At 62.6% G+C, this 20,384-nt stretch carries 22 protein-coding genes; 6 read left to right on the top strand and 16 right to left on the bottom strand.

The window, feature by feature from the left end:
• Nucleotides 1–35: 35 nt before the first annotated feature.
• The 5 genes from J0I64_RS09220 to J0I64_RS09200 form a co-directional block, all read right to left on the bottom strand.
• Entirely contained in the window at nt 36–1,670 is a 1,635-nt protein-coding gene (locus tag J0I64_RS09220; RefSeq protein ID WP_291407393.1) for a glycoside hydrolase family 43 protein, read from the bottom strand.
• Nucleotides 1,671–1,679: 9 nt separating this feature from the next.
• The gene (locus J0I64_RS09215; RefSeq protein ID WP_291407391.1) at nt 1,680–2,123 is read right to left on the bottom strand and encodes a GNAT family N-acetyltransferase; all 444 of its coding nucleotides are present in this window, start codon (nt 2,121–2,123) and stop codon (nt 1,680–1,682) included.
• Entirely contained in the window at nt 2,123–3,430 is a 1,308-nt protein-coding gene (xylA, locus tag J0I64_RS09210; RefSeq protein WP_291407389.1) for a xylose isomerase, read from the bottom strand. The genes J0I64_RS09215 and xylA overlap by 1 nt, the downstream gene beginning before the upstream one ends.
• Complete coding sequence (xylB, locus tag J0I64_RS09205) at nt 3,427–4,890, bottom strand: xylulokinase (protein ID WP_291407387.1); 1,464 nt, start codon at nt 4,888–4,890, stop codon at nt 3,427–3,429. The genes xylA and xylB overlap by 4 nt, the downstream gene beginning before the upstream one ends.
• Nucleotides 4,891–4,981: 91 nt before the next feature.
• The gene (locus J0I64_RS09200; RefSeq protein WP_291407385.1) at nt 4,982–6,025 is read right to left on the bottom strand and encodes a LacI family DNA-binding transcriptional regulator; all 1,044 of its coding nucleotides are present in this window, start codon (nt 6,023–6,025) and stop codon (nt 4,982–4,984) included.
• 131 nt (nt 6,026–6,156) lie between these two features.
• Between J0I64_RS09200 and J0I64_RS09195 the strand changes: the two genes are divergently transcribed.
• Entirely contained in the window at nt 6,157–7,167 is a 1,011-nt protein-coding gene (locus J0I64_RS09195) for an aldose epimerase family protein (protein ID WP_291407383.1), read from the top strand.
• Between the two features lie 172 nt (nt 7,168–7,339).
• On the top strand, nt 7,340–8,041 hold the full coding sequence (locus J0I64_RS09190; RefSeq protein ID WP_291407382.1) for a YafY family protein: 702 nt from the start codon (nt 7,340–7,342) through the stop codon (nt 8,039–8,041).
• Nucleotides 8,042–8,076: 35 nt separating this feature from the next.
• On the opposite strand, the gene J0I64_RS09185 is transcribed toward J0I64_RS09190, so the two are convergent.
• From J0I64_RS09185 to J0I64_RS09175, 3 genes are read right to left on the bottom strand one after another with little or no spacing between them, the layout of a single operon-like run.
• Nucleotides 8,077–8,727: a cold shock and DUF1294 domain-containing protein gene (locus J0I64_RS09185; protein WP_291407380.1), complete on the bottom strand. Its 651-nt coding sequence runs from the start codon at nt 8,725–8,727 to the stop codon at nt 8,077–8,079.
• Nucleotides 8,728–8,736: 9 nt separating this feature from the next.
• Nucleotides 8,737–9,189: an NUDIX hydrolase gene (locus J0I64_RS09180; RefSeq protein WP_291407378.1), complete on the bottom strand. Its 453-nt coding sequence runs from the start codon at nt 9,187–9,189 to the stop codon at nt 8,737–8,739.
• 19 nt (nt 9,190–9,208) lie between these two features.
• The gene (locus J0I64_RS09175) at nt 9,209–10,735 is read right to left on the bottom strand and encodes a YifB family Mg chelatase-like AAA ATPase (RefSeq protein ID WP_291407376.1); all 1,527 of its coding nucleotides are present in this window, start codon (nt 10,733–10,735) and stop codon (nt 9,209–9,211) included.
• Nucleotides 10,736–10,917: 182 nt separating this feature from the next.
• Between J0I64_RS09175 and J0I64_RS09170 the strand changes: the two genes are divergently transcribed.
• A complete protein-coding gene (locus J0I64_RS09170; protein ID WP_291407375.1) occupies nt 10,918–11,757 on the top strand; it encodes a GH25 family lysozyme in 840 nt (279 codons plus the stop codon).
• Between the two features lie 4 nt (nt 11,758–11,761).
• Here the strand turns inward: J0I64_RS09170 and J0I64_RS09165 are convergent, their stop codons facing one another.
• The 4 genes from J0I64_RS09165 to rsmI all read right to left on the bottom strand — a co-directional run bounded on the left by J0I64_RS09165 (nt 11,762) and on the right by rsmI (nt 14,648).
• On the bottom strand, nt 11,762–12,394 hold the full coding sequence (locus J0I64_RS09165) for a MarC family protein (RefSeq protein ID WP_291407373.1): 633 nt from the start codon (nt 12,392–12,394) through the stop codon (nt 11,762–11,764).
• A gap of 63 nt (nt 12,395–12,457) precedes the next feature.
• Nucleotides 12,458–13,402: a glutathione synthase gene (gene gshB, locus J0I64_RS09160; protein WP_291407371.1), complete on the bottom strand. Its 945-nt coding sequence runs from the start codon at nt 13,400–13,402 to the stop codon at nt 12,458–12,460.
• Nucleotides 13,403–13,411: 9 nt separating this feature from the next.
• A complete protein-coding gene (locus J0I64_RS09155) occupies nt 13,412–13,792 on the bottom strand; it encodes a YraN family protein (RefSeq protein ID WP_291407369.1) in 381 nt (126 codons plus the stop codon).
• On the bottom strand, nt 13,761–14,648 hold the full coding sequence (rsmI, locus tag J0I64_RS09150; protein ID WP_291407367.1) for a 16S rRNA (cytidine(1402)-2'-O)-methyltransferase: 888 nt from the start codon (nt 14,646–14,648) through the stop codon (nt 13,761–13,763). Before rsmI ends, J0I64_RS09155 begins: the two co-directional genes overlap by 32 nt.
• Nucleotides 14,649–14,730: 82 nt before the next feature.
• Here rsmI and J0I64_RS09145 point away from each other — a divergent pair, with 82 nt between their 5' ends.
• Nucleotides 14,731–15,978: a penicillin-binding protein activator gene (locus J0I64_RS09145; protein WP_291407365.1), complete on the top strand. Its 1,248-nt coding sequence runs from the start codon at nt 14,731–14,733 to the stop codon at nt 15,976–15,978.
• Here J0I64_RS09145 and hemW read toward each other — a convergent pair.
• From hemW to rph, 4 genes are all read right to left on the bottom strand, one after another.
• Complete coding sequence (gene hemW / locus J0I64_RS09140; protein WP_291407363.1) at nt 15,975–17,129, bottom strand: radical SAM family heme chaperone HemW; 1,155 nt, start codon at nt 17,127–17,129, stop codon at nt 15,975–15,977. The genes J0I64_RS09145 and hemW overlap by 4 nt on opposite strands.
• A 99-nt stretch (nt 17,130–17,228) precedes the next feature.
• The gene (locus J0I64_RS09135; protein ID WP_291407360.1) at nt 17,229–17,873 is read right to left on the bottom strand and encodes a non-canonical purine NTP pyrophosphatase; all 645 of its coding nucleotides are present in this window, start codon (nt 17,871–17,873) and stop codon (nt 17,229–17,231) included.
• Nucleotides 17,870–18,073 (bottom strand): hypothetical protein, encoded by a 204-nt coding sequence (locus J0I64_RS09130; RefSeq protein WP_291407357.1) that lies wholly within the window; start codon nt 18,071–18,073, stop codon nt 17,870–17,872. The genes J0I64_RS09135 and J0I64_RS09130 overlap by 4 nt, the downstream gene beginning before the upstream one ends.
• Nucleotides 18,070–18,786 (bottom strand): ribonuclease PH, encoded by a 717-nt coding sequence (rph, locus tag J0I64_RS09125; protein WP_291407356.1) that lies wholly within the window; start codon nt 18,784–18,786, stop codon nt 18,070–18,072. The genes J0I64_RS09130 and rph overlap by 4 nt, the downstream gene beginning before the upstream one ends.
• A 142-nt stretch (nt 18,787–18,928) precedes the next feature.
• Between rph and hrcA the strand changes: the two genes are divergently transcribed.
• Both hrcA and grpE read left to right on the top strand, forming a co-directional pair.
• Complete coding sequence (hrcA, locus tag J0I64_RS09120) at nt 18,929–20,008, top strand: heat-inducible transcriptional repressor HrcA (protein WP_291407354.1); 1,080 nt, start codon at nt 18,929–18,931, stop codon at nt 20,006–20,008.
• Nucleotides 20,009–20,090: 82 nt separating this feature from the next.
• A partial coding sequence (gene grpE / locus J0I64_RS09115) for a nucleotide exchange factor GrpE (protein WP_291407352.1) occupies nt 20,091–20,384 on the top strand: 294 nt, incomplete at its 3' end.

Genomic DNA, 20,384 nt, shown 5'->3' with positions numbered 1-20,384 from the left:
CACGGCGAATTCGGCTGACAACGGCCTGCGGGCGGCTACAGAGCCTTCCCGACCAGACTATCTACCTCATAGCGATCCGAGGGATCGTGCTGGGGGCGATAGGTAAAGTAGTCGAAGGTGGCGGGGCTCGCGGTGCCGTTGAGATCGTGGGCGGCGACGCCGACGAAGGCACCCGTAAAACTGCCATGGGCCTGATGGCCACCGCATTCGTCCGAGAGGATCGAGGCGTCGAGTACGGGCCCGATGGGCTGCAGGTCCTGGCCCTCGAGGGCATAGAAGAACTGCAGTTTTGGGCCGCGAATGGTGAGCGCGAGCTTGACCTTGCCGGTGTTGGGAATCTGCACCGGGTCAGCCGGGAAGCGCAGGTTGCCGTCCGGCCAGGACATTTCCGAGGTCATGAGCAGCAATTCGCGCTGGTCATCGGCATGGGCGGTGACCGCGAGGTAGAAGAAGTTGTAGCGGCTATAATAGGCCGTGAGGCCCGCCATGGTGCGCTCGTCGGTCGCCGGGAAATCGACGACGGTTTCGGCATCATAGGAAAAATGCTGCTGGCGACGGGCGACCAGAGCCTGTTCGAACCAGGAGCCGATGGATTCGCGACCAAACAGGGTCAGCCTGCCGCCTTCGGTGGTAAAAATGCGGTCGGTTTCCGGCGTGCGCAGCCACTGGAAGTCGATCGGCAGGCCATTCTCGAACGTGTAGCGCTTTTCAGCCCAGTATTTTGCCTCGTCGCGGGCGCCGGGAACCTCCACGTGAAGCGACGGGACGGGACCGTTCTTCACATAGAGCCAGTCGTCGTCGCCCCAAAAGGCTTCCTGGATTGCCGTTTCGCGGCCGAGAACGCAGCGGCGCTCCTGTGTGGTGGGACGGCCGGTCAGATGCACGAGGTAGGTTTTGCCATCAGGCGTATCGACGATGTCGCCATGGCCGGCGCGCTGCAGGGCGGCGAGCGGGGCGTCTTTGCTCGTGAGAATATGCTTTTGCGGATGGGTTTCGTATTGCCCATCGATGGTGCGGGAGCGGGCGAAGGTGCAGGCATGGTCATAGGCCGTGCCGCCCTCGGCGGTGAGCAGGTAGTACCAGCCGTTGCGCTTATAGAGATGGGGGCCTTCGACCAGCTTGAGGTCCGTACCCTGATAGATATTGGTGATCGGACCGACGAGCTTTCCGGCCTTGGGATCGAATTCCTGCAGGGCAATGCCGGCAAAGAGCAGCGGGCGGCGACGGTGGTCCCACAGCATGTTGACGAAGTATTTCTTGCCGTCGTCATCGTGGAAGAGGCTGGGATCAAAGCCCGAGGAATTGACATAGATCGGGTCGGACCACGGCCCTTCGATCTTGTCGGCCCAGACGATGTAATTGTTTGCGTCCTTGAAGGAGCCGTCCTTGCGCTGGACGTCGGTATAGACGAGCCAGAATTTTTCGCCGTCATGCGTCAGACAGGGCGCCCAGACGCCGCAGCTATCGGGATCGCCGCGCATGTCGAGCTGGCTCTTGCGGGTCAGCGGGCGGGTGATCAGGTCCCAATTGGCCAGATCCTTGGAATGGTGGATCTGCACGCCCGGGTACCACTCGAAGGTGGAGGTGGCGATATAATAGTCGTCGCCGACGCGGAGGATCGAGGGATCGGGATTGAACCCTGGCAGGATGGGATTGGTCAGTTGCGGCATGACAGTGTCCTAGGAGATCGGCAGATCCCGCCGGTATTGAATGAAGTCCGAGCGCTGCGCGACCTTGTCGTAAAGGGCGCGCGCCGTGGCATTGGATTCGTGGGTGAGCCAATAGACGCGCGAGCTGCCCTTGGCGGTGGCATCGGCGGCGACATGGTCGATCAAAGCGCTGCCAAGGCCCTGGCCGCGGCCTTCGGGCGCGACAAAGAGGTCTTGCAGGTAGCAGGTATCGGCAATGGTCCAGTTGTGGCGATGATAAATCCAGTGCACCAGCCCAACCGGTACGCCATCCCGGAGCGCCAGGGCGCCCCAGGTGGGTTCAGCGGGATCGAGAAAACGCGACCAGGTCGAGGCATAAATCTCGTCGGGAAGGACCGTTTCGTAGAAGGCCAAATAGGCCTTCCACAATTGCGTCCATGCTTCCCGGTCGCCGGGCTCGATTCCCCGGATCATCAGACGAACCGATTGACCAGGTTTTCGAGATATTCCTGGCGGCCCGAGCGCGGCTGCGGGTTGATACCTTCGGCATGCACCTTGGCGGCGATATCGGAAAGGCTCAGCTTGCCGCCGAGGATCTCCTTGCCGATGCCGGAATTCCAGCCGGCATAGCGATCGTCGAGCATCTTGTCGAACTCGCCGTCTTCGATCAGCGCTACGGCGCCCTTGAGGCCGCGGGCGAGGGTATCGAGGCCCAGGATGTGACCGTGCAGCAGGTCGGCCGGATCAAGCGACTGGCGGCGCACCTTGGCGTCAAAGTTGAAGCCGCCCTTACCGAGGCCGCCTTGCTTGAGGATGTAGTAGAAGGCCAGCGCCATTTCCCCGGCATTGTTGGGGAAATGGTCGGTATCCCAGCCCGACTGGAGATCGTTGCGGTTGGCGTCGACCGAGCCGAGCATGCCCAGCGACGAGGCAACAGCCAGTTCGTGTTCGAAGGAGTGACCGGCGAGGAAGGCGTGACCGACCTCGATATTGCACTTCACCTTCTTTTCGAGGCCGTACTTCTGAAGGAAGCCGTACACGGTCGCGACGTCGTAGTCGTACTGGTGCTTGCTTGGCTCCTGCGGCTTGGGTTCGATCAGGATCTGGCCCTTGAAGCCGATCTTTTCGGCATGCTCGATGACCAGCGTCAGGAAGCGGGCCATCTGGTCCTGTTCCTGGCCGATCTTGGTGTTGAGCAGGGTTTCATAGCCTTCGCGGCCGCCCCAGAGCACGTAGTTCTCGCCGCCCAGTTCGTGGGTCAATTCGAGCACGGATTTCACCTGGCCGGCGGCATAGGCGAACACTGCCGGATCGGGATTGGTGGCGGCGCCAGCCATATAGCGGCGGTTGGAGAAGAGGTTAGCCGTGCCCCAGAGCAGTTTTTTGCCCGATTCCTGCATCTTGGCAGCGATGATGTCGCCAATAACGCGAAGATTCTTGTTCGATTCGTCGAGCGTTGCGCCTTCGGGCGCCACGTCCACGTCGTGGAAGGCGAAGAACGGCACGTCGATCAGGTTGAAGAATTCAAAGGCGACGTCGGCCTTGAGCTTGGCGCCTTCAAGGCCCTTGTCGAACCACGGACGATCAAAGGTACGGCCGCCAAACGGGTCGCCGCCTTCCTGCGCAAAGGTGTGCCAATAGGCGATGGCCGGGCGGATATGGTCTTCCATCCGCTTGCCGGCGATCACTTCGTCCTTGTTGTAGTGGCGATAGGCCAGGGCGTTCCTGCTGTTCGGCCCTTCAAACTTGACCTGGGAAAGTCCCTTAAAGAAATCCGTCACTTACGTGCCTCCTCGATGGCGGGATAGAGCGCGCGGTATCGCGCATATTGATCGGAATAGGCGGCCGACAGGTTCCTATCGGGCGCAATGGTTGTTCTTATTGGCGGCATGGCCATGACATCGGCCGGCTTGGCGCCTTCCGCAGCGCAGAGGCCAAGACGGGCGGCACCGAGCGCCCCACCGAAGTCGCCGTCCTCGGGGAGGGCGATTTCCATGTCGAGGTTGGTCGCCAGCATTTTCAGCCACAGCGCGGATTTCGAGCCGCCGCCGACAGCCAACAGGCGGTCGATCTTGGTGCCGGCATCGGCAAGGACGCGCTGGCAATCGCGCATGGCGAAGGTGACGCCCTCCATGACGGCCTGGGCCATCTGGGCGGTGTCGGTGGACTGGGAAAGGCCGGTGAAGGAGCCGCGGGCGCCGGCATTATTGTGCGGCGTGCGCTCGCCCGAGAGGTAGGGCAGGAAGATTTCCTCGCCGGGGCCCTTGAACTGGGCTTCCGCCTCAGCCGAAAGCTCGGCCTGCTTCTTGCCGGTGATGCGGCTCAGCCAATTAAGCGAGTCGGTCGCCGAGAGAATGACGCCCATCTGGTGCCAGGTGTCGGGAATGGCGTGGCAGAAGGCGTGGACGGCGCCGGCAGTGTTGGGGCTGAATTTTTCGTTCGAGACGAAAAGCACGCCGGACGTGCCGAGCGACACAAAACCCTCGCCGGGGCGAATGGCGCCGATGCCGCAGGCGGCGGCGGCGTTGTCGCCAGCGCCACCAGCGACGATGACTGCGCCATCCATGCCCCAGCGCTGCGCGAGGTCGCGCTTGAGCTGGGCCGAGGGGGCGGAGCCTTCCACCAGGCGAGGCATGTGATCGCGGGTGAGGCCGGTTACGGCCAACAGGTCATCGGACCAATCGCGTTTCGCCACGTCGAGCCAGAGCGTGCCGGCGGCGTCGGACATGTCTTCCACATGTTCGCCGGTGAGGAGCAGGCGCACATAGGCCTTTGGCAGCAGGACCTTGGCGATCTTGTCGTAGATCGCGGGCTCGTGCTTGCGAACCCAGGCTATTTTCGGTGCGGTAAAGCCGGGCATGGCGATATTGCCCGAGAGCTCCCGCAGAGCGGGGAGTGCGGCTTCCATCTCGACGCACTCGGCGGCGGAGCGGCCGTCGTTCCAGAGAATACAGGGGCGCAGGACTTCGTCGTTTTTGCCCAGCAAGGTCGCGCCATGCATGTGGCCGGAGAGGCCAATGCCGCGAACGGCGCTGAGTTCGGCCGGGTGTGAGGCTTTCAGCTTATCGACCGCAGCGAGGGTGGCGGTCCACCAGTCGGTCGGATTCTGCTCGGACCAGCCGGGATGCGGGCGCACCGGTTCGACGGCGGGGGCGGAGGCGTCGCCGAGGGCGCGGCCATGCTCGTCGATGAGCAGCGCCTTGACCCCCGACGTGCCGATATCAATGCCGAGATAAGTCATGAGGCACGTACCTCAATTTTGGGTTCAAACATCTGCGATCCTCCTCCCCGCCCTTTTTCAGAGCGCCACCGCTTTGTTGAATGCGGTTTGTCTAGCGCAAATTGTCGCGCAGGAAAATGCCAATTTCAATGGGGTCGGTGGCAACGTGGCGCGCGGTGCCCAGCACCAGCGATCGCGCCGCGGCAATGGCCTCGCGGATTTCACCATCGGGATTTTGATCGAGCACCACGTCAATGGCGCCGCCGCGCAGGCCTTCGCGGGTCGGCTCGGTCAGCTCGTGCGCGATGACACGGAGCCTGCCGGCAGAGCCTGACGCGTGGAGGGCGGAAACGAGTCCCGCATTACCGGCACCGAGATTGTAAATGCCAGAGAGATTCGGATGATCCGCCAATAGTTTAGCGACCAGCGCTTCGGTGGCCAGGCTTTCATCATGCCCCTCGAGTGGGCCCAGAAGCTCGATGGTGGAGAAATCGGCAGAAAGAATCTGCCTGAAACCTTCGAGGCGCTCGCTGTGGTCGCGCAGGTGCAACGAGCCGGCGATGACCGCAACCGCGCCGCCCTGGGGCAGGAAGCGCCCGAGGAGGGACGCCGCCGTGCGGCCGGCAGCGACATTGTCGACGCCGATGAAGTGGCGGCGATTGGAACCAGGCAAGTCGGACACCAGCGTCATGACGGCGATGCCGCGGCGCGTGGCGGAATCGACAGCGGCCAGAATGCTGGGATCTTCGGAGGTGACGATGACCGCACAATCGCAATCATGTGGATTGAGCGCATCAAGGCCCGCGGCGAGGGCACCGGTATCAAGCGCCCTGATTCGGCGCGTCGACAGATACATGCGGTCGGCGAGGGCCTGGCTGGCGCGTCGGGTCACGGCTTCGGCCAGGCTGTCCATGAACTCGTTCGAGCCATCGGGGATGAAGAAGACCACGTTGAGATCGCGGGCCCGCGCCATGAGCGAGGCATTGACGTCGCGAGAAAACCCCAGGCTCTGGATGGCTTCCTCGACCTTTTCGGCGGTCGCCGCCCTAACCCCGGGCCGGCCATTGAGCACGCGATCAACCGTCGCCAGCGATACGCCCGCCGCCCGCGCCACATCGTGCACCGTTACCCGCCGCCGGGCCGCCTCGTCGCTCACACTGCCCCCGCAATCGTTACTTCTGCTGGCTCGCACAGTTCGCGGAGCGCTCCAAAAGGTCAAGAGCGCCGTTGCCCCAGGGTCGCAAATAAGGGTACAGCTCCCCGCCAGGCTTTTTGAGGGGAGTTGCGATGGGCATCGAAGTTTCGACCTTTGGCGAATATCAAGGCAAGCGCGTCGACCAGTACCGCCTGACCAGCGACACCGGCGTCACCGTTGACATCATCGGCTATGGCGTCGCCGTGCGCGACTGGCGTGTGCCGGTGGCCGGCGGCGAACGCGGCGTCGTGCTCGGCTTTGACAATTTTGATGCCTATCCGGCGCATAGCCCGCATTTCGGTTCCCTCGCGGGCCGCGTGGCCAATCGCATCAAGGGCGCCAGCTTCGAGATCGACGGCACCACTTACAAGCTCGCAGCCAATGTAGGCGAACTGCAGCTCCACGGTGGCGAAGAGGGTCTTGGCCGCCAGGTCTGGTCCGGCCAGGTCGACAGCGCCAACAATGCGGTGCGCTTCACCCACTTTTCGCCAGACGGCGCCATGGGCTATCCCGGCAATGTCAATTTTGCCGCCACCTACAGCCTCAAGGGCAACAAGCTGCGCCTGGAACTGAGCGCCACGACCGATCGCGCCACGCCGATCAGCCTGGTGCAGCACCAGTATTTCAATCTCGGCACCACCGAGAACGTGCTCGACCATACGATCCAGGTCAATTCGAGCGCCTATACATTGCTCGGCGACGATCTGGCACCGACCGGCGCCATCCTGCCCTCGCGCGGTACGCCATATGACCTGCGTCAGCCGCGCACCATGCGCGACGCCAATGGCGCAGCGGTCGATTATGATATCGGGATGGTGCTCGACACTGGCCGCAAGCACTCCGATCCTATCGCCACGGTTGTTTCGCCTGCTAAGGATCTGACGCTAAAAATTTGGTCTGACCGCCCCGGCGTGCAGGTTTACAACAGCGTCTGGACCGATATTCCGGTGCCGGGCCTCGAGGGCAAACGCTACGGCCGGCATGCCGGTTTCTGTCTCGAAGACCAGAACCTGGCGGACGCGCTGCACAACCCGCACTTCCCCAATGTCATCCACTCGCCCGAGCGGCCTTACAGCCACTGGTGCGATATCGAGATCGCCTGAGGCCAAGCCTCACCTTCAATGCCTGGCTTTTGAGGGCCGCGTGATCAAGGTTTGATCGCGCGGCCTTTTGCTTGCCGGATTCATAGATCAAAACATGAACAAAAGTGCCGTTTCGGCATGGATTCGTGGCCAAGAATCTGGCAACCGTTTGGCCTGCGCGGGAGGGTAAAGCATGGACAAGACCGAACGGCTTTTCGCCATCATGGACGCCCTGAGGCGCCACCGCCGGCCGGTGACCGCCGCCGCGCTGGCCGAAGAGCAGGGCGTTTCGGTGCGCACGCTCTATCGCGATATTCAGACGCTCATCGGCCTTGGTGCGCCGATCGATGGCGAAGCTGGGATCGGCTATATGCTGAAACCCGGCTTTTTCCTGCCGCCGCTGATGTTTTCGCCTGAAGAAATGGAAGCGCTGGTGCTCGGCGCCCGCTGGGTGGAAACCCAGCCCGACGATGGCCTCGGGGCAGCGGCGCGCAATGCGCTGGCGAAAATCGCCACGGCCTCACCGGAGGACCTGCGTGATCGCATCAGCGACACCGCGCTCTGGCCGGTGGCCGTGTGGGGCGCACGAAAGCCCATTCCGGTGCTGGGCGATATCCGCCTCGCCATGCGGCTCGAGCGGGCGGTCACGATCGACTATGAAGATGAGCAGGGCCGGGCGACCAGCCGCACGCTTTGGCCGGTGGGCCTTGCTTTTTACGAGGGTAAGCAGACGATTGCCGCCTGGTGCCTGCTCCGCCAGGATTTTCGCAATTTCCGGACGGATCGGATCATCAATCTCGTGGTGACCGAGGAGCGCTATGGCAAGCGCCGGGCGGTGCTGGAGCGGGAATGGCGCGATAGCTGGACGCGCGACCGCCGCGCCCATGAGGGCTGAGCGGTTTTACGGATTCACGTGAAACACTGATGGGATCAGGATAGTGCGCGGGTGAAATCGGCGAGTAGGTCGGAAATCTCGCCGGTTCCGATGAAACCAAGCGCTAAACCACCAAGCCAGAGCAGATGAACGGCCGAAATCAGCACGGTGGTCGCGACATAGCCACGCTTTCGTGTCTTGTGACGGAAAAGCTGCTGGCCGAGCAGGCCGCCCAGAAGGCCGAAGCAGAAATCCAGCCCCAGAAGCGTAGCCTCGCTGATGCGCCAGCGCCCGCTTTCGGCAAGGCGCTTGTCGCGCCCATAGGCGACAAACGCGATCAATCCCATAGCGACGTAGGCCAGGGCGAGCTGCCAGGGGAGGCGCCCGAGGGCTAGCCCCACAAGGAGCAGGATTGCCATGGTGCCGGCCAGCGGCAGGCGCCAGCCAATTTGCGTCGGCGCTTCCGTGCCCCTCCGAAGCTGCTGCGGGGTCGATTTGGGACTAGCGCCCAGAATGGTCACCGATTGCGCCTCGAAACGCCCGTCTTTACCTTTTCGCGCCAGGAACGTCACGGCATCGCCCTCTCGCGGACGTGTCGCGATGCGACCAATGCTTGAAATGTGGACGAAATATCGGGCGCCATCTGCGGCTTCGACAAAGCCGAAGCCACGAGCATCGTTCCATTGCACCAGTTTACCGCGCTGCACGTCAGGGGCCTAGAAAATCGACTTCCGGAGCGGCAGCTTGATGGGCGCAGGAAAGCCGGTCTTGAGGTCCTCCCAGAAGCGCCCGCGCAAAACCTCAGGAAAAACATGGCCTTGCGGCAGATCATCGCGCGAAAACCAGCCGGCCTCGGAAATGCTTTCGCCCTCGGCGGGATTGGCCGAAACATCAATCTCGCCCGAAAGATAGTCGGCGACAAACCAGAATTTGACGATGCGGCCCCAATCGTCGACCAGTTCGTCGATATAGGCCATCGGGCCGGTTTTCACATGCAGGCCGGTTTCCTCAAAGGCCTCGCGCATGGCAGCCTCGTGCAGCTCTTCGCTGCCCTCGGCGCCGCCGCCCGGACCAGCCCAGAAATCATGCTTGCCCGGCCGAAAATGACGCACCAGCAGGATTTTCCCGTCGCGCAGGGCGAGAACGCCGGCCGAAATGCGGTGCTGCATGGGGGAGAACTCCAGAAGATCAGGCGGCGCCGAAATTGAGCCGGTAGCTCAATGCCTCGGCGATATGGGGCCGCGCCACCTTATCGACCCCGGCCAGATCGGCAAGCGTGCGTGCGACTTTCAACACCCGATGATAGGCACGGGCCGAAAGGTTGAAGCGCTCGGCCGCTTGGAGCAGCAGGGCCTGGCTTTCTCGGTCGGGCTCGACCAGTCTTTCGATCAGCGTTGAGCCGGCTGCCGCATTGGTGAGAATTTCGGGCACGCCGGCCGCTTCGTAGCGCTGCCGCTGGCGATCGCGGGCCCGGGCGACGCGCTCGGCCACTGCCGAGGAGGGTTCGGCGGCCCCCGGCGCGCCGATCATGTCGGCGGCGGAAACCGCGGGCACGTCGATGCGGATATCGATGCGATCAAGGAAGGGCCCGGAAATGCGCGCCTGATAGTCGGCCGCGCAGGCATTGCCGCGCTTGCAGATATGGCCAGGCGTGCCGGCCATGCCGCATTTGCACGGATTCATCGCGGCTATGAGCTGGAAGCGGCTGGGATAGGCAACGCGGGCATTGGCACGGGCGATGACGGTTTCCCCGCTTTCGAGCGGCTGTCGAAGGCTGTCCAGCACGCTGGGGGAAAATTCGGGCAGTTCGTCGAGAAAGAGCACCCCATTGTGGGCAAGACTTGCTTCGCCCGGCCGCACTTTCAGGCCGCCGCCCACAAGGGCCGCCATCGAGGCCGAATGGTGCGGGGCGCGGAAGGGACGTCGATCAGACAGCGCGCCACCGGCCAATTCGCCGGCGATGGACTGGATCATCGACACATCGAGCAGTTCGCGCGGGCTGAGTGGCGGCAAAATCGAGGGAAGGCGCGCCGCCAGCATGGATTTTCCCGCGCCGGGCGGACCGACCAGCAGGAGATTGTGGCCGCCGGCTGCAGCGACTTCCAGCGCCCTTCGGGCAATGGTCTGGCCGCGCACGTCGGACAGGTCGGGCAGAGCGCGGGTGTCGGCAAGGTGCCGGCCGGGGCGAGGGCGCGCCTGCAATTGGTGGCCGACGAGGTGATTGACGAGCGCGAGCAGGCTATCGGCGGCGACGATATCGATCTCTTCGCCCGCCCAGGCCGCTTCGGGGCCCGATTGGCTAGGGCAGATGATACCCAGATCGCGCGACGCAGCGGCAATGGCCGCGGGCAGGACGCCATCGACATGGGCAAGGCGACCATCGAGACCGAGTTCGCCAAGAACGAGAAAACGATCGAGCGTATCCTGGGGAATGGCGCCGATGGCCGCCATGAGCCCGAGAGCAATCGGCAAATCGTAGTGGCTGCCTTCCTTAGGGAGATCTGCGGGAGCGAGATTGATGGTGATGCGCTTGGGCGGCAGGCCAAGCCCCGAGGCGACGAGGGCTGCGCGGACGCGTTCGCTCGACTCTTTCACCGCCTTGTCGGGCAGGCCCACCATGAGGAATTTGGGCAGGCCGGGCGCGATCTGGACCTGCACGTCCACGGGCACAGCATCGATACCCTGAAAGGCCACCGTCGCGACGCGGGTCACCATGCCCCAAAATCCCCCAAGCCCCTCGTGACGCTAGCAGAAGGGCAGGCCGAGTCAAGAACGGAGGGCGAACAGAAAATGGCCTGTTAACCATGCGCGCTGCCACATTGGTTACCCTAAACTTCCATTAACCGCGCCATGTTGAATCAAAGGCCAGATTTGTCCTCTGTGTTCCGAGTTCGTCCATGGCCCGTGCCTTGCTGCCCAAAGCTGTTTCCACGCTCATCCGCCACGCGGCGATGGGATTGGCCGTGGCGGCTCTGGCGGCCTGCGCCACCGGCGGCGGGCTTTATGGCGCCATTCCCGGCGACAACCGTCCGCATTCGGGCGTTGATCGGGCGCGCAACATGCCGGTGCAGGGCATCGACGTGGCGCGCTATCAGGAAAATGTCGATTTCGCCAAGGCGCGCGCCGCCGGCACCCACTTCGTCTTCATGAAGGCGACCGAGGGCAAGGACTATGTCGACCCCAATTTCCGCGTGAACTGGCAGCGCGCGCGCGATGCCGGCATGCCGCGCGGCGCCTATCACTTCATGACCTGGTGCTCGCTCGCCTCGGAGCAGGCCAACTGGTTCGTGCAGAACGTGCCGAACGATCCGAGCGCACTGCCGCCGGTGCTCGATCTCGAATGGAACAACCATTCGAGCTGCAAGGTGAAGCCGAACAAGGCGGATGCGCTCGAAAAGATCCGGCTGATGCTGGATGTGATGGAACGCCATACCGGCAAGCTGCCGATCATCTATACCGACATGAACTTCCACCGCGACATTCTCGCGGGCGAGTATTTCCCGAACACGTTCTGGCTGCGCTCGACCGCTGCCGAGCCGCATGAGCGCTACGAAAACCGTCCGTGGACGTTCTGGCAGTACACGCAGACCGGCGTCGTGCCAGGCGTGCGCGGCGAGGTCGATCGCAACGTGTTCTACGGCTCGACCAATGACTGGCTGATGTTCCTGTCCACAGGATGCGACCCCCGCGCGATTGCGGCGCTGGCGCCAACCGGACGCTGCCAGTTCGCCAAATAGGTTTTTAGCCGCCCAACAGTCCCGAAGCCTTGATGCCGTCAAAGACGAACTGGACGGCCAAGGCGGCGAGCAGGATGCCGACGACGCGGGACACGACGGAAAGCCCGGTCAGGCCAAGCAAACGCTGAATGGGCATGGCGACGAGCAGCGTCAGCCAGGCTATGGCGAGGATCACCACGATGGCGGCGATGACGAGCCAGAACTCGGCATCGGTGCGGGCACCGGTCGTGAGCAGGATGACAGCGCTGATGGCGCCGGGGCCGGCCAAGAGGGGCATGGCCAGCGGAAACACCGAAATATCCTGGGCGTGGCGGGCTTCGCTTTCTTCCTCGTCGGTCGTGCCGGTGCCGCCCGAATGGCGCGCAAAGACCATGTCGATGGCGATGAGAAGCAGCAAAACACCGCCGGCGGTGCGCAGAGCCGGGATGGTGATGCCGAAAACTTCGAGGATCGCATTGCCGAGGAAGGCGAAGAACAAAAGGATCATCAGCGCGATGATAACGCCGCGCGTCGCAAAGAGGCGGCGCTGCGCCGGCGTGTGATCCTTGGTCAGTGCGGCGAAGATAAAGGCGATATCCGCCACGCCGACGGTCGCGAAAAGCGTCGCGAAGGCGACGAGAAAAGCCGAAGTGTCCACTGATATCCCCGCAAAACCCAAAGCTGACACTTACGGGATTTGCGGGGTGCCGCCAAGTTTTGGCTAGGCGCGACGCTTCTCGATAGCGTCCCAGATCATCACAGCAATATCGGGGCCGCCGAAGCGCTTGATTTCGCGGATGCCGGTGGGGGAGGTGACGTTGATCTCGGTGAGGTAATCGCCGATGACGTCGATGCCGACAAAGATCATGTCGCGCTCCTTGAGCGCGGGAGCGATCGTGGCGCAGATTTCCTTTTCGCGCTCGGTGAGCGGGGAAAGTTCAGGGCGACCGCCGACATGCATGTTGGAGCGGGCTTCGCCTTCGGCCGGGATGCGGTTGAGGCCGGCCACGGGTTCACCATCGATGATGATGATGCGCTTGTCGCCCTTCCGCACATCCGGAAGATACTTCTGGATCATGAACGGCTCGGGGTAATTGTGCTCGAACAGCTCAATCAGCGAATTGAGATTATGGTCGCCTTCCTGGATGAAGAAGACGCCTGCGCCGCCATTGCCGTAGAGCGGCTTGACGATGATGTTGCCGTGCTCTTTGCGGAAAGCGTGGATTTCGGCGCGGTCGCGCGTCACCAGCGTTGGCGGCATCAGCTGCGGGAAATCGGTGACGAGGATTTTTTCGGGCGCATTGCGCACGGCGGACGGCGGGTTCACCACCAGCGTCTTGGGGTGCAGACGCTCGAGAATGTGCGTGATGGTGATGTAGTTCATATCGAAGGGCGGATCCTGACGCATCAGGATAACATCCTGGGTCGAGAGATCGACGCGCTTCGATTCACCAAGGGTAAAATGCTGGCCCTTTTCGGCGTCGGTTACCGTGATCGGCTGGACGAGAGCGGTGACGACGTTGTCGCGCAGGGACAGGGTGTTGGCCGTGTAATGGAGGAGTTCGTGGCCGCGGGCCTGGGCCTCGAGCATCATGGCGAAGGTCGAGTCGCCGCGTGGATTGATGGTGGAGACGTGGTCCATCTGGACGGCGACTTTTAGCGACATTTTTGTCCCTTAGCTTTCGAACGCGTTGATGAGATGGCGCGGCCAGCGACCGGGTGCAAGGAAAATTACGTCGAAGCGGCAGGTCTTTTCCGCTTCGCGCGGATGGCGCGCAAGCCAATGTTCGGCGGCCCGGACGATACGCGATGTGTTTACCGCCTCGAGCGCTTCGGCCTCGAGCAGATGATGAGCGCGGGTTTTGACTTCGACGAAGGCGATGGTGCCATTGCGTTCGACCACGAGGTCGATTTCGCCGATCGGGGTTTTGTAGCGGCGGTTTCGGATGCGGTAGAATTTTAGCTGCAGGAAAAGCGCCGCCAGCGTCTCGCCGCGCTGGCCACCGCGTTCGGCAATTTGCCTTTTATTGCTGGGCCTTGAGGGCGAGGGCGGCATCGTAAACTTCTTTGCGTTTCAGGCCGTAGCGCGCTGCGATTTCATCGACGGCCGAGCGCATGGGCTGACCGGCCATGGCTTCTGCAAGGGCCGCCTGCCAGTCTTCGGCGGCAGGAGCGCTGGGTTCGGCGGCACCAGCGACGACGATGACGGCTTCGCCCTTGGTTTCTTCGCCTGCGAATTTTTCCGCCAGTTCAGCGAGCGATCCGCGAAACGTGCGTTCAAAACGCTTCGTCAATTCGAGGCTGACGGAGGCCTGGCGGTCGCCAAAAACTTCGGCCATGGCGGCGAGGGTGTCGTCTAGGCGGCGGGGAGACTCGTAAAAGACCAGTGTTTCACGTGAATCCACCAGTTTTGCCAAGGCGTTAGCGCGGGCGCCTGATTTTGGGGGCAGGAAGCCATGGAAGGCGAAGGCGTCGGTGGGGAGGCCGGCGACGACCAAAGCCGAAAGAAGTGCGGAGGCGCCGGGGATGGGGAAGACGGGGAGATTGGCTTCGGCGAGGGCGCGGATGAGGGGGAAGCCGGGGTCGGACAGCAGGGGGGTGCCGGCATCGGAAATCAGGGCGATGGCTTCGCCGGCGGCGATGCGGGAGACGATTTCTTCGGCTCGAGCGCGCTCGTTATGTTCATGTAATGGCTGGCGTTTTCCGCGAATGCCAAAATGGTCGAGGAGTTTTGCGGAGGTCCTGGTGTCTTCGCAAAGGACCAAGCTGGCAGCGGCAAGGGTTTCCAAGGCGCGGATGGTGATGTCGCGCAGGTTGCCGATGGGGGTCGAGACGACGTAGAGGCCGGCGGCAAGCGGCGGGGCGCTAAAGGGCGAGCCGGCAATGAAATATTCGGCTTTGGTATCGGTCACGCCGGAAGCTCCTCGGGTTGAGACTTGCTTAACGAAATGAGGGCAGTTTGTTAACAGACTGTGAGCATCTCGGACCGCTTTCATGGGTTTTGGTCAGGTAAATGCCAAATGGCGGCGCGGCGTTTTTGCGCTCGCGCTCGGCATGGCTTTGACCTCGTGCTCGCCGGGCACATTTCAGATCGGTTCGCGCACTTTGGGCTGGGGTGAACCCTCTGGCAATGTCGGTAGCGGGAACAGTGGCGGCGGGACGCTGACGCCCACGCCGATGCCGCAATCGGGTGGCGAGGTGTTTGGGCGCGGGCCGGTGCCGGTGGCGCTGCTGCTGCCGCTTTCAGGGGATCAGTCGCTCGCTTCCGTTGGACGGTCGCTGGCCAATGCCTCGAAGCTGGCTATTGCCTTTGTCGAGGCCAATCCGAACATCGCGGAAAATATCACCATCACGCTGCGCGATACCGGCGATAGTGCGGCCGGCGCGGTGAACGCGGCCAATGCGGCTGTGGCCGGTGGGGCAAAGCTGATCCTGGGGCCGCTGAAGGGCGACCAGGTGGTGGCGGTTTCCAATGTGGCGCGGAGCGCCGGGGTGCCGCTGATCGGCTTTTCCAACAATGCCAGCGCCGCGGGGCAGGGCGTCTATCTGCTATCGGTCTTGCCGGAGATGGAGATGAAGCGCGCCATGGCCTATGTGAAGGCACAGGGACGGCGCGGGCTGGCCGGGGCTTTTCCGGCGACGCCTTATGGCGAGGCGCTGGCGACCGCGTTCCGGCAACAAGCCACCGCGGCCGGGTTTGGGCCGCCAGCCGTCTACACATTTTCAGGACAGGGCGAGGCGGCGCAGATCGTGGCGCAGGCCAAGCAGCAGATCGATCGCGGTATGATCGATACCTTCTTCATTCCCGAGCGGGCGAGTGCGCCTGCATTTGCCGCGGCGCTGGCAAGCGCCGGGGTGACCGGGGACGCGGTGCAGATCGTGGGGTCCGCGGATTGGGCGGGCGATGCGACGATCAATTCGACGCCGGGGCTCGCGGGAGCGATCTATCCGGCGGTTGATGAGGCCGGGTTCAATGCCATTGCCGGGGACTATCAGGCCAAGTTTGGCTCAAGGCCGCATCCGCTGGCGACGATTGCCTATACGGCGACGATTCTGGCTAATGTGAATACGCTGTCGATGGCGACACCGCCCTATAATCCGGCGCTGCTTACGGGCGCGTCGGGATTCAATGGGCGGGATGGGGCGTTTCGGTTTTTGACCAATGGCCGGGCGGAATATGCGCTGGCCATAAAAAAGGTCGGCGCCGGTGGGGCGACGACCGTAGATGGGACGAAACTTTAAGCCGCCAGATCCGCGACAACAGCGTCCAAGACCGGAAAGCCCTTTTCAGTCACGCGGATATTGCCGTTGGGCAGGGTCTCGACAAAACCATAGCCCTTGAGCGCTTCGATCTGTTTTTCGGCGATGGTGCGGCCGGAGATGGACATGAAGCGAGAGGGGGAAATGCCTTCCTTGAGACGCAGGCCCATGACGAGATATTCGTCGCCCTGTTCTTCCCAAGTGAGGACGTCGTTGGTGGTCATGCCGTGGCCGAACTCGTTGACGAGTTTGAGCCAGTCGAAGGGCATTTTCTCGGTCGCGGTGGCGTGGCGCTGGTGGTTGACCAGGAGGCGGCCGTGGGCGCCCGGGCCAATGCCGGCATATTCGCCATAGCGCCAGTAGAGCATGTTATGGCGCGATTCCTGGCCAGGCACGGCGTGATTGGAAATCTCGTAGGCCGGCATGCCAGCGGCGGCGGTCAATTCCTGAGTCAGCTCATAAAAATCGGCGCCGAGATCTTCGTTCGGCATTTGCAGCTTGCCGGCATTGAAGAGGTCAAAGTAGCGCGTGCCCTGCTCGATGGTGAGCTGGTAGAGGCTGAGGTGACCGCGGGCGAGCCAGATGGCTTCCTTCAATTCGTCTTCCCAATCCTCAAGCGTCTGCTTGGGGCGGGCATAGATGAGATCGAAGCTCGAGCGATCGAAAACCGACTGGGCGATGCGGACGGCGGCGACGGCTTCTTCTACCGTATGGCGGCGGCCGAGTTCGGCCAGGGGACCGGCGCGCAGCGACTGAACGCCAAGCGAGACGCGGTTGATGCCGGCGGAGCGGAAACCCTTGAAGCGGTCGACTTCCACCGAGGTCGGGTTGGCTTCGAGGGTGATTTCGGCGTTGCTGTCGATCTGCCAATGGCCGGCAATGGTGTCCAAAATGGTCTGGACGGCTTTTGGCGACATCAGCGAAGGCGTGCCACCGCCGAAGAAAATCGACTGGACGAGACGGCCGGGAGAAAGGCTCGCCATGTGGGCGATCTCTTTCTTGTAGCCCTCAACAAAGGCGTCTTCGTCGAAGGGGCCGCGATGAACGTGGGAGTTGAAGTCGCAATAGGGGCACTTGGCCGCGCAGAACGGCCAATGCACGTAGACGCCGAACAGGTCGTTGGGATTGCTCATGCGTGCGATTTCCCCGTGGTCCATGCGGAGGCGAGATGGATTGCCAAGACAAGCCCGGCAATGACGGCGGTTGATGGAACGGAGCCTTGGATCAAGTCCTCAGCTCTGTTCAATCTGGTTCTCCACGAATTGGGCAAAGGCGCGAGCGCGGTGGGAAAGACCTTCTTCGCCGGGCGCCCAGGAATGTTTTTGCTCGGGCGACATTTCGCCGAAGGTGATGTCGTAGCCATTGGGCTGGAACATCGGGTCGTAACCATGGCCCTGAATGCCGCGCGGCGGCCAAATAAGAATGCCTTCGCACTTGCCGACATAGAGCACGTCGCGGCCATCGGGATGGGCGAGGCAAAGCGTGGCATTGAAGGCGGCAGTACGTTGCTCGGGCGTGGTCGCGCCCTTTGCCAGCAGTTCGTCCTGAACGCGCTGCATGGCATTGGTGAAATTGCGGGGCACGCCGGCCCAATCGGCAGTGTAAACGCCGGGCTGGCCGTCGAGCGCGTCAACGGAAATGCCGCTATCGTCGGAAAGGGCCAACATATTGGCGCCCTTGGCCGAGGCATGTGCCTTGGTGCGGGCGTTTTCGGCAAAGGTGGTGCCGTTTTCTTCGGGCTCGGGCAGGCCGAGATCGCCGGCGGAGATCAGCTCAAGGCCGAAGGGCGCGAACAGCTCCTGGAATTCTTTGAGCTTGCCCGCATTGTGGGTGGCAAGGACGAGACGATCGCCGCGGCGGAGTTTTGGGATGGTCATTTGGACTCCAGCGCGCGTTGAATGTCGTTCCAGATGGCGCAGGTGCCGGCCTGAAACTCCCCCTCACCGACTCGGCTGCGCCGAGCCACCTCTCCCCGATGGGGAGAGGAATTAGAGGCGACCGCCGCATCCTTCCCCGCCTCGGGGATGTGGCGCGCAACGCCGGAGGGGCTCTTCTTCAGGAGATCGAAAATGCTCATGCGGAAAGGGCCGCCTGTTGCAGCAGGGTCAGTTCCGAGATGCCCTTGCCAGCAAGGTTCATCAGCGCATTGAGCTCGTCGCGATCGAAGGGGGCGCCTTCGGCGGTGCCCTGGATTTCGACGAATTTGCCGGAACCGGTCATGACGAAATTGGCGTCGGTTTCGGCTTCGACGTCTTCGAGATAGTCGAGATCGAGCACCGGAGAGCCGCGATAGATGCCGCTGGAAATGGCGGCGACGGAATCCTTGAGGACCGGGCCCTTGGTCAGTTTGCGCTCTTCGAGCCATTTGATGGCATCGGCCAGCGCGATATAGGCGCCGGTGATCGAGGCGGTACGCGTGCCGCCATCGGCTTCCAGAACGTCGCAATCGAGGGTGATCTGGGATTCGCCGAGCGCGGTCAGATCAACGACGGCGCGGAGCGAGCGGCCGATGAGACGCTGAATTTCCTGCGTGCGACCGGACTGCTTTCCTGCCGTAGCTTCGCGACGGGTGCGGGTGCCGGTGGCGCGGGGCAGCATGCCGTATTCGGCGGTGACCCAGCCCTGGCCCTTGCCGCGCAGCCAGCCGGGGAGGCTGGTTTCGACAGAGGCGGTGCACAAAACCTTGGTATTGCCGAAAGCAATGAGGCAGGAGCCTTCGGCTTTCATGGCAACGTTGCGTTCGATGGTGACAGCCCGCATTTGGTCTGGGGCGCGTCCGGAAGGCCGCATAAGGCTCGTCTCTTTTGCTGTTTACCGCCTCTTAACCTTCCTCGCCCCGCGGAACAAGCACTCCAGAGCTTACCGCCCTTGCACTGAACGCTTAAATGAGGGAGCAAGGTTAAAGCCGATCATTTGAACTAAAACACAGCTCATGGCCCGTCCGCACGACGATTTTCTCAATGTTCTGAATGATCGCAGCCAGGATATTTTCCGGCGGCTGGTGGAGCGTTATCTCGATACCGGCCTGCCGGTAGGGTCGCGCGATCTTTCAAAACTTTTGCAGACCGAGCTTTCGCCAGCTTCCGTGCGCAATGTGATGGCCGATCTTGAAGATCTTGGACTGATCGCGGCGCCGCATACTTCGGCGGGGCGCGCGCCGACGCAACAGGGGTTGCGGTTTTTCGTCGATTCCATGCTCGAAGTCGGCGCGGTCAATGAAAGCGAGAAGCGCAGCATTGCCCAGCACATTGAAGGTCATGCGGGGCGGCGGCAGGTAGATGACCTCCTTACCGAAGCCAGTTCCCTGCTGTCGGGACTGAGCCAGGGCGCGGGGCTGGTGATTGCCACCAAGGCCGACATGGTGATGCGGCATGTGGAATTCGTGCGGCTCGACAGTTCGCGGGCCATGGCGATTCTCGTCGGCGACGACGGGCAGGTAGAGAACCGCATTCTCGAATTGCCGCCGGGCTTTACGGCGGCGGCGCTGCAGCAGGCCAGCAATTATTTAGCGCACTATGTTGTCGGGCGGACGCTGTCGGAAGCGCGAAAGGCGCTGGATGAGCGGCGGGCGGAGCAGCGGGCAGAGCTGGATGAACTGACGCAAAAGCTCGTCGACGATGGGATTGCGACGCTGGTGCAGGATTCGCCCTCAACCGCGCCGCGGGTGATCGTGCGGGGGCGAGCGAACCTGCTCAATGACGCCATGGCGAGCGACGAGCTGGAGCGGATGCGGCAGCTTTTCGATGAGCTGGAGAGCAAGGAAGGCTTGCTGGAGCTTTTGGGTGATGCCGAGAAGGCGCAGGGGGTGCGCATTTTCATCGGCTCGGAAAACAAGCTGTTTTCGCTCTCCGGGTCTTCGGTGATTCTCTCGCCCTATAAGGATGCCAATGACAAGGTGGTTGGCGTCTTGGGCGTGATCGGGCCGACGCGGCTCAACTATGCGCGGATCGTGCCGGTGGTGGATTATACGGCCAATGTGCTCACAAGGCTGATGGCGCGCAAACGCCCCTAAAATGTTGAACTATTGAAATGCGCACCGTTCTGGCCGATATGCGGGGCGAAACTTTTTTATTATCGAGGCCATGGAAACCATGATGAGCGACGAGAACGCCGCCCAGGGCGAAACGCCGGAGACCGAAATCCCGGCCACCGAAACCCCAGAGGTCGATCCCGTCGAGGCCCTTCGCGCGGAAAATATCGAGCTGAAGGACCGCGTGCTGCGCACGCATGCCGAGATGGAAAACCTGCGCAAGCGCACCGAGCGCGATGTGGCGGATACCCGCTCCTACGCGATCGCCGGCTTTGCCCGCGACATGCTGAGCGCCACCGATGCGCTGAGCCGTGCGCTGCTGGTCATTCCGACCGAAGCGCGCGAAACCGCCGAAGGC

The sequence above is a fragment of the Devosia sp. genome, assembly GCF_017307565.1.
In the GTDB taxonomy this organism is placed as follows: domain Bacteria; phylum Pseudomonadota; class Alphaproteobacteria; order Rhizobiales; family Devosiaceae; genus Devosia.
Note: the sequence above shows the minus strand (reverse complement) of the source record. Positions and strands in the feature narration are given on the sequence as shown.

What these genes read in the sequence shown, in the direction of transcription:
- J0I64_RS09135 (WP_291407360.1), bottom strand. Translation starts at nt 17,873, where the DNA reads ATGACCATCCCAAAACTCCGCCGCGGCGATCGTCTCGTCCTTGCCACC.
- J0I64_RS09180 (WP_291407378.1), bottom strand. Translation starts at nt 9,189, where the DNA reads ATGCAGCACCGCATTTCGGCCGGCGTTCTCGCCCTGCGCGACGGGAAA.
- J0I64_RS09215 (WP_291407391.1), bottom strand. Translation starts at nt 2,123, where the DNA reads ATGATCCGGGGAATCGAGCCCGGCGACCGGGAAGCATGGACGCAATTG.
- rph (WP_291407356.1), bottom strand. Translation starts at nt 18,786, where the DNA reads ATGCGGCCTTCCGGACGCGCCCCAGACCAAATGCGGGCTGTCACCATC.
- J0I64_RS09170 (WP_291407375.1), top strand. Translation starts at nt 10,918, where the DNA reads ATGGCCCGTGCCTTGCTGCCCAAAGCTGTTTCCACGCTCATCCGCCAC.
- xylB (WP_291407387.1), bottom strand. Translation starts at nt 4,890, where the DNA reads ATGACTTATCTCGGCATTGATATCGGCACGTCGGGGGTCAAGGCGCTG.
- J0I64_RS09145 (WP_291407365.1), top strand. Translation starts at nt 14,731, where the DNA reads ATGGGTTTTGGTCAGGTAAATGCCAAATGGCGGCGCGGCGTTTTTGCG.
- J0I64_RS09130 (WP_291407357.1), bottom strand. Translation starts at nt 18,073, where the DNA reads ATGAGCATTTTCGATCTCCTGAAGAAGAGCCCCTCCGGCGTTGCGCGC.
- J0I64_RS09220 (WP_291407393.1), bottom strand. Translation starts at nt 1,670, where the DNA reads ATGCCGCAACTGACCAATCCCATCCTGCCAGGGTTCAATCCCGATCCC.
- J0I64_RS09175 (WP_291407376.1), bottom strand. Translation starts at nt 10,735, where the DNA reads ATGGTGACCCGCGTCGCGACGGTGGCCTTTCAGGGTATCGATGCTGTG.
- J0I64_RS09195 (WP_291407383.1), top strand. Translation starts at nt 6,157, where the DNA reads ATGGGCATCGAAGTTTCGACCTTTGGCGAATATCAAGGCAAGCGCGTC.
- J0I64_RS09190 (WP_291407382.1), top strand. Translation starts at nt 7,340, where the DNA reads ATGGACAAGACCGAACGGCTTTTCGCCATCATGGACGCCCTGAGGCGC.
- hrcA (WP_291407354.1), top strand. Translation starts at nt 18,929, where the DNA reads ATGGCCCGTCCGCACGACGATTTTCTCAATGTTCTGAATGATCGCAGC.
- J0I64_RS09155 (WP_291407369.1), bottom strand. Translation starts at nt 13,792, where the DNA reads ATGCCGCCCTCGCCCTCAAGGCCCAGCAATAAAAGGCAAATTGCCGAA.
- hemW (WP_291407363.1), bottom strand. Translation starts at nt 17,129, where the DNA reads ATGAGCAATCCCAACGACCTGTTCGGCGTCTACGTGCATTGGCCGTTC.
- gshB (WP_291407371.1), bottom strand. Translation starts at nt 13,402, where the DNA reads ATGTCGCTAAAAGTCGCCGTCCAGATGGACCACGTCTCCACCATCAAT.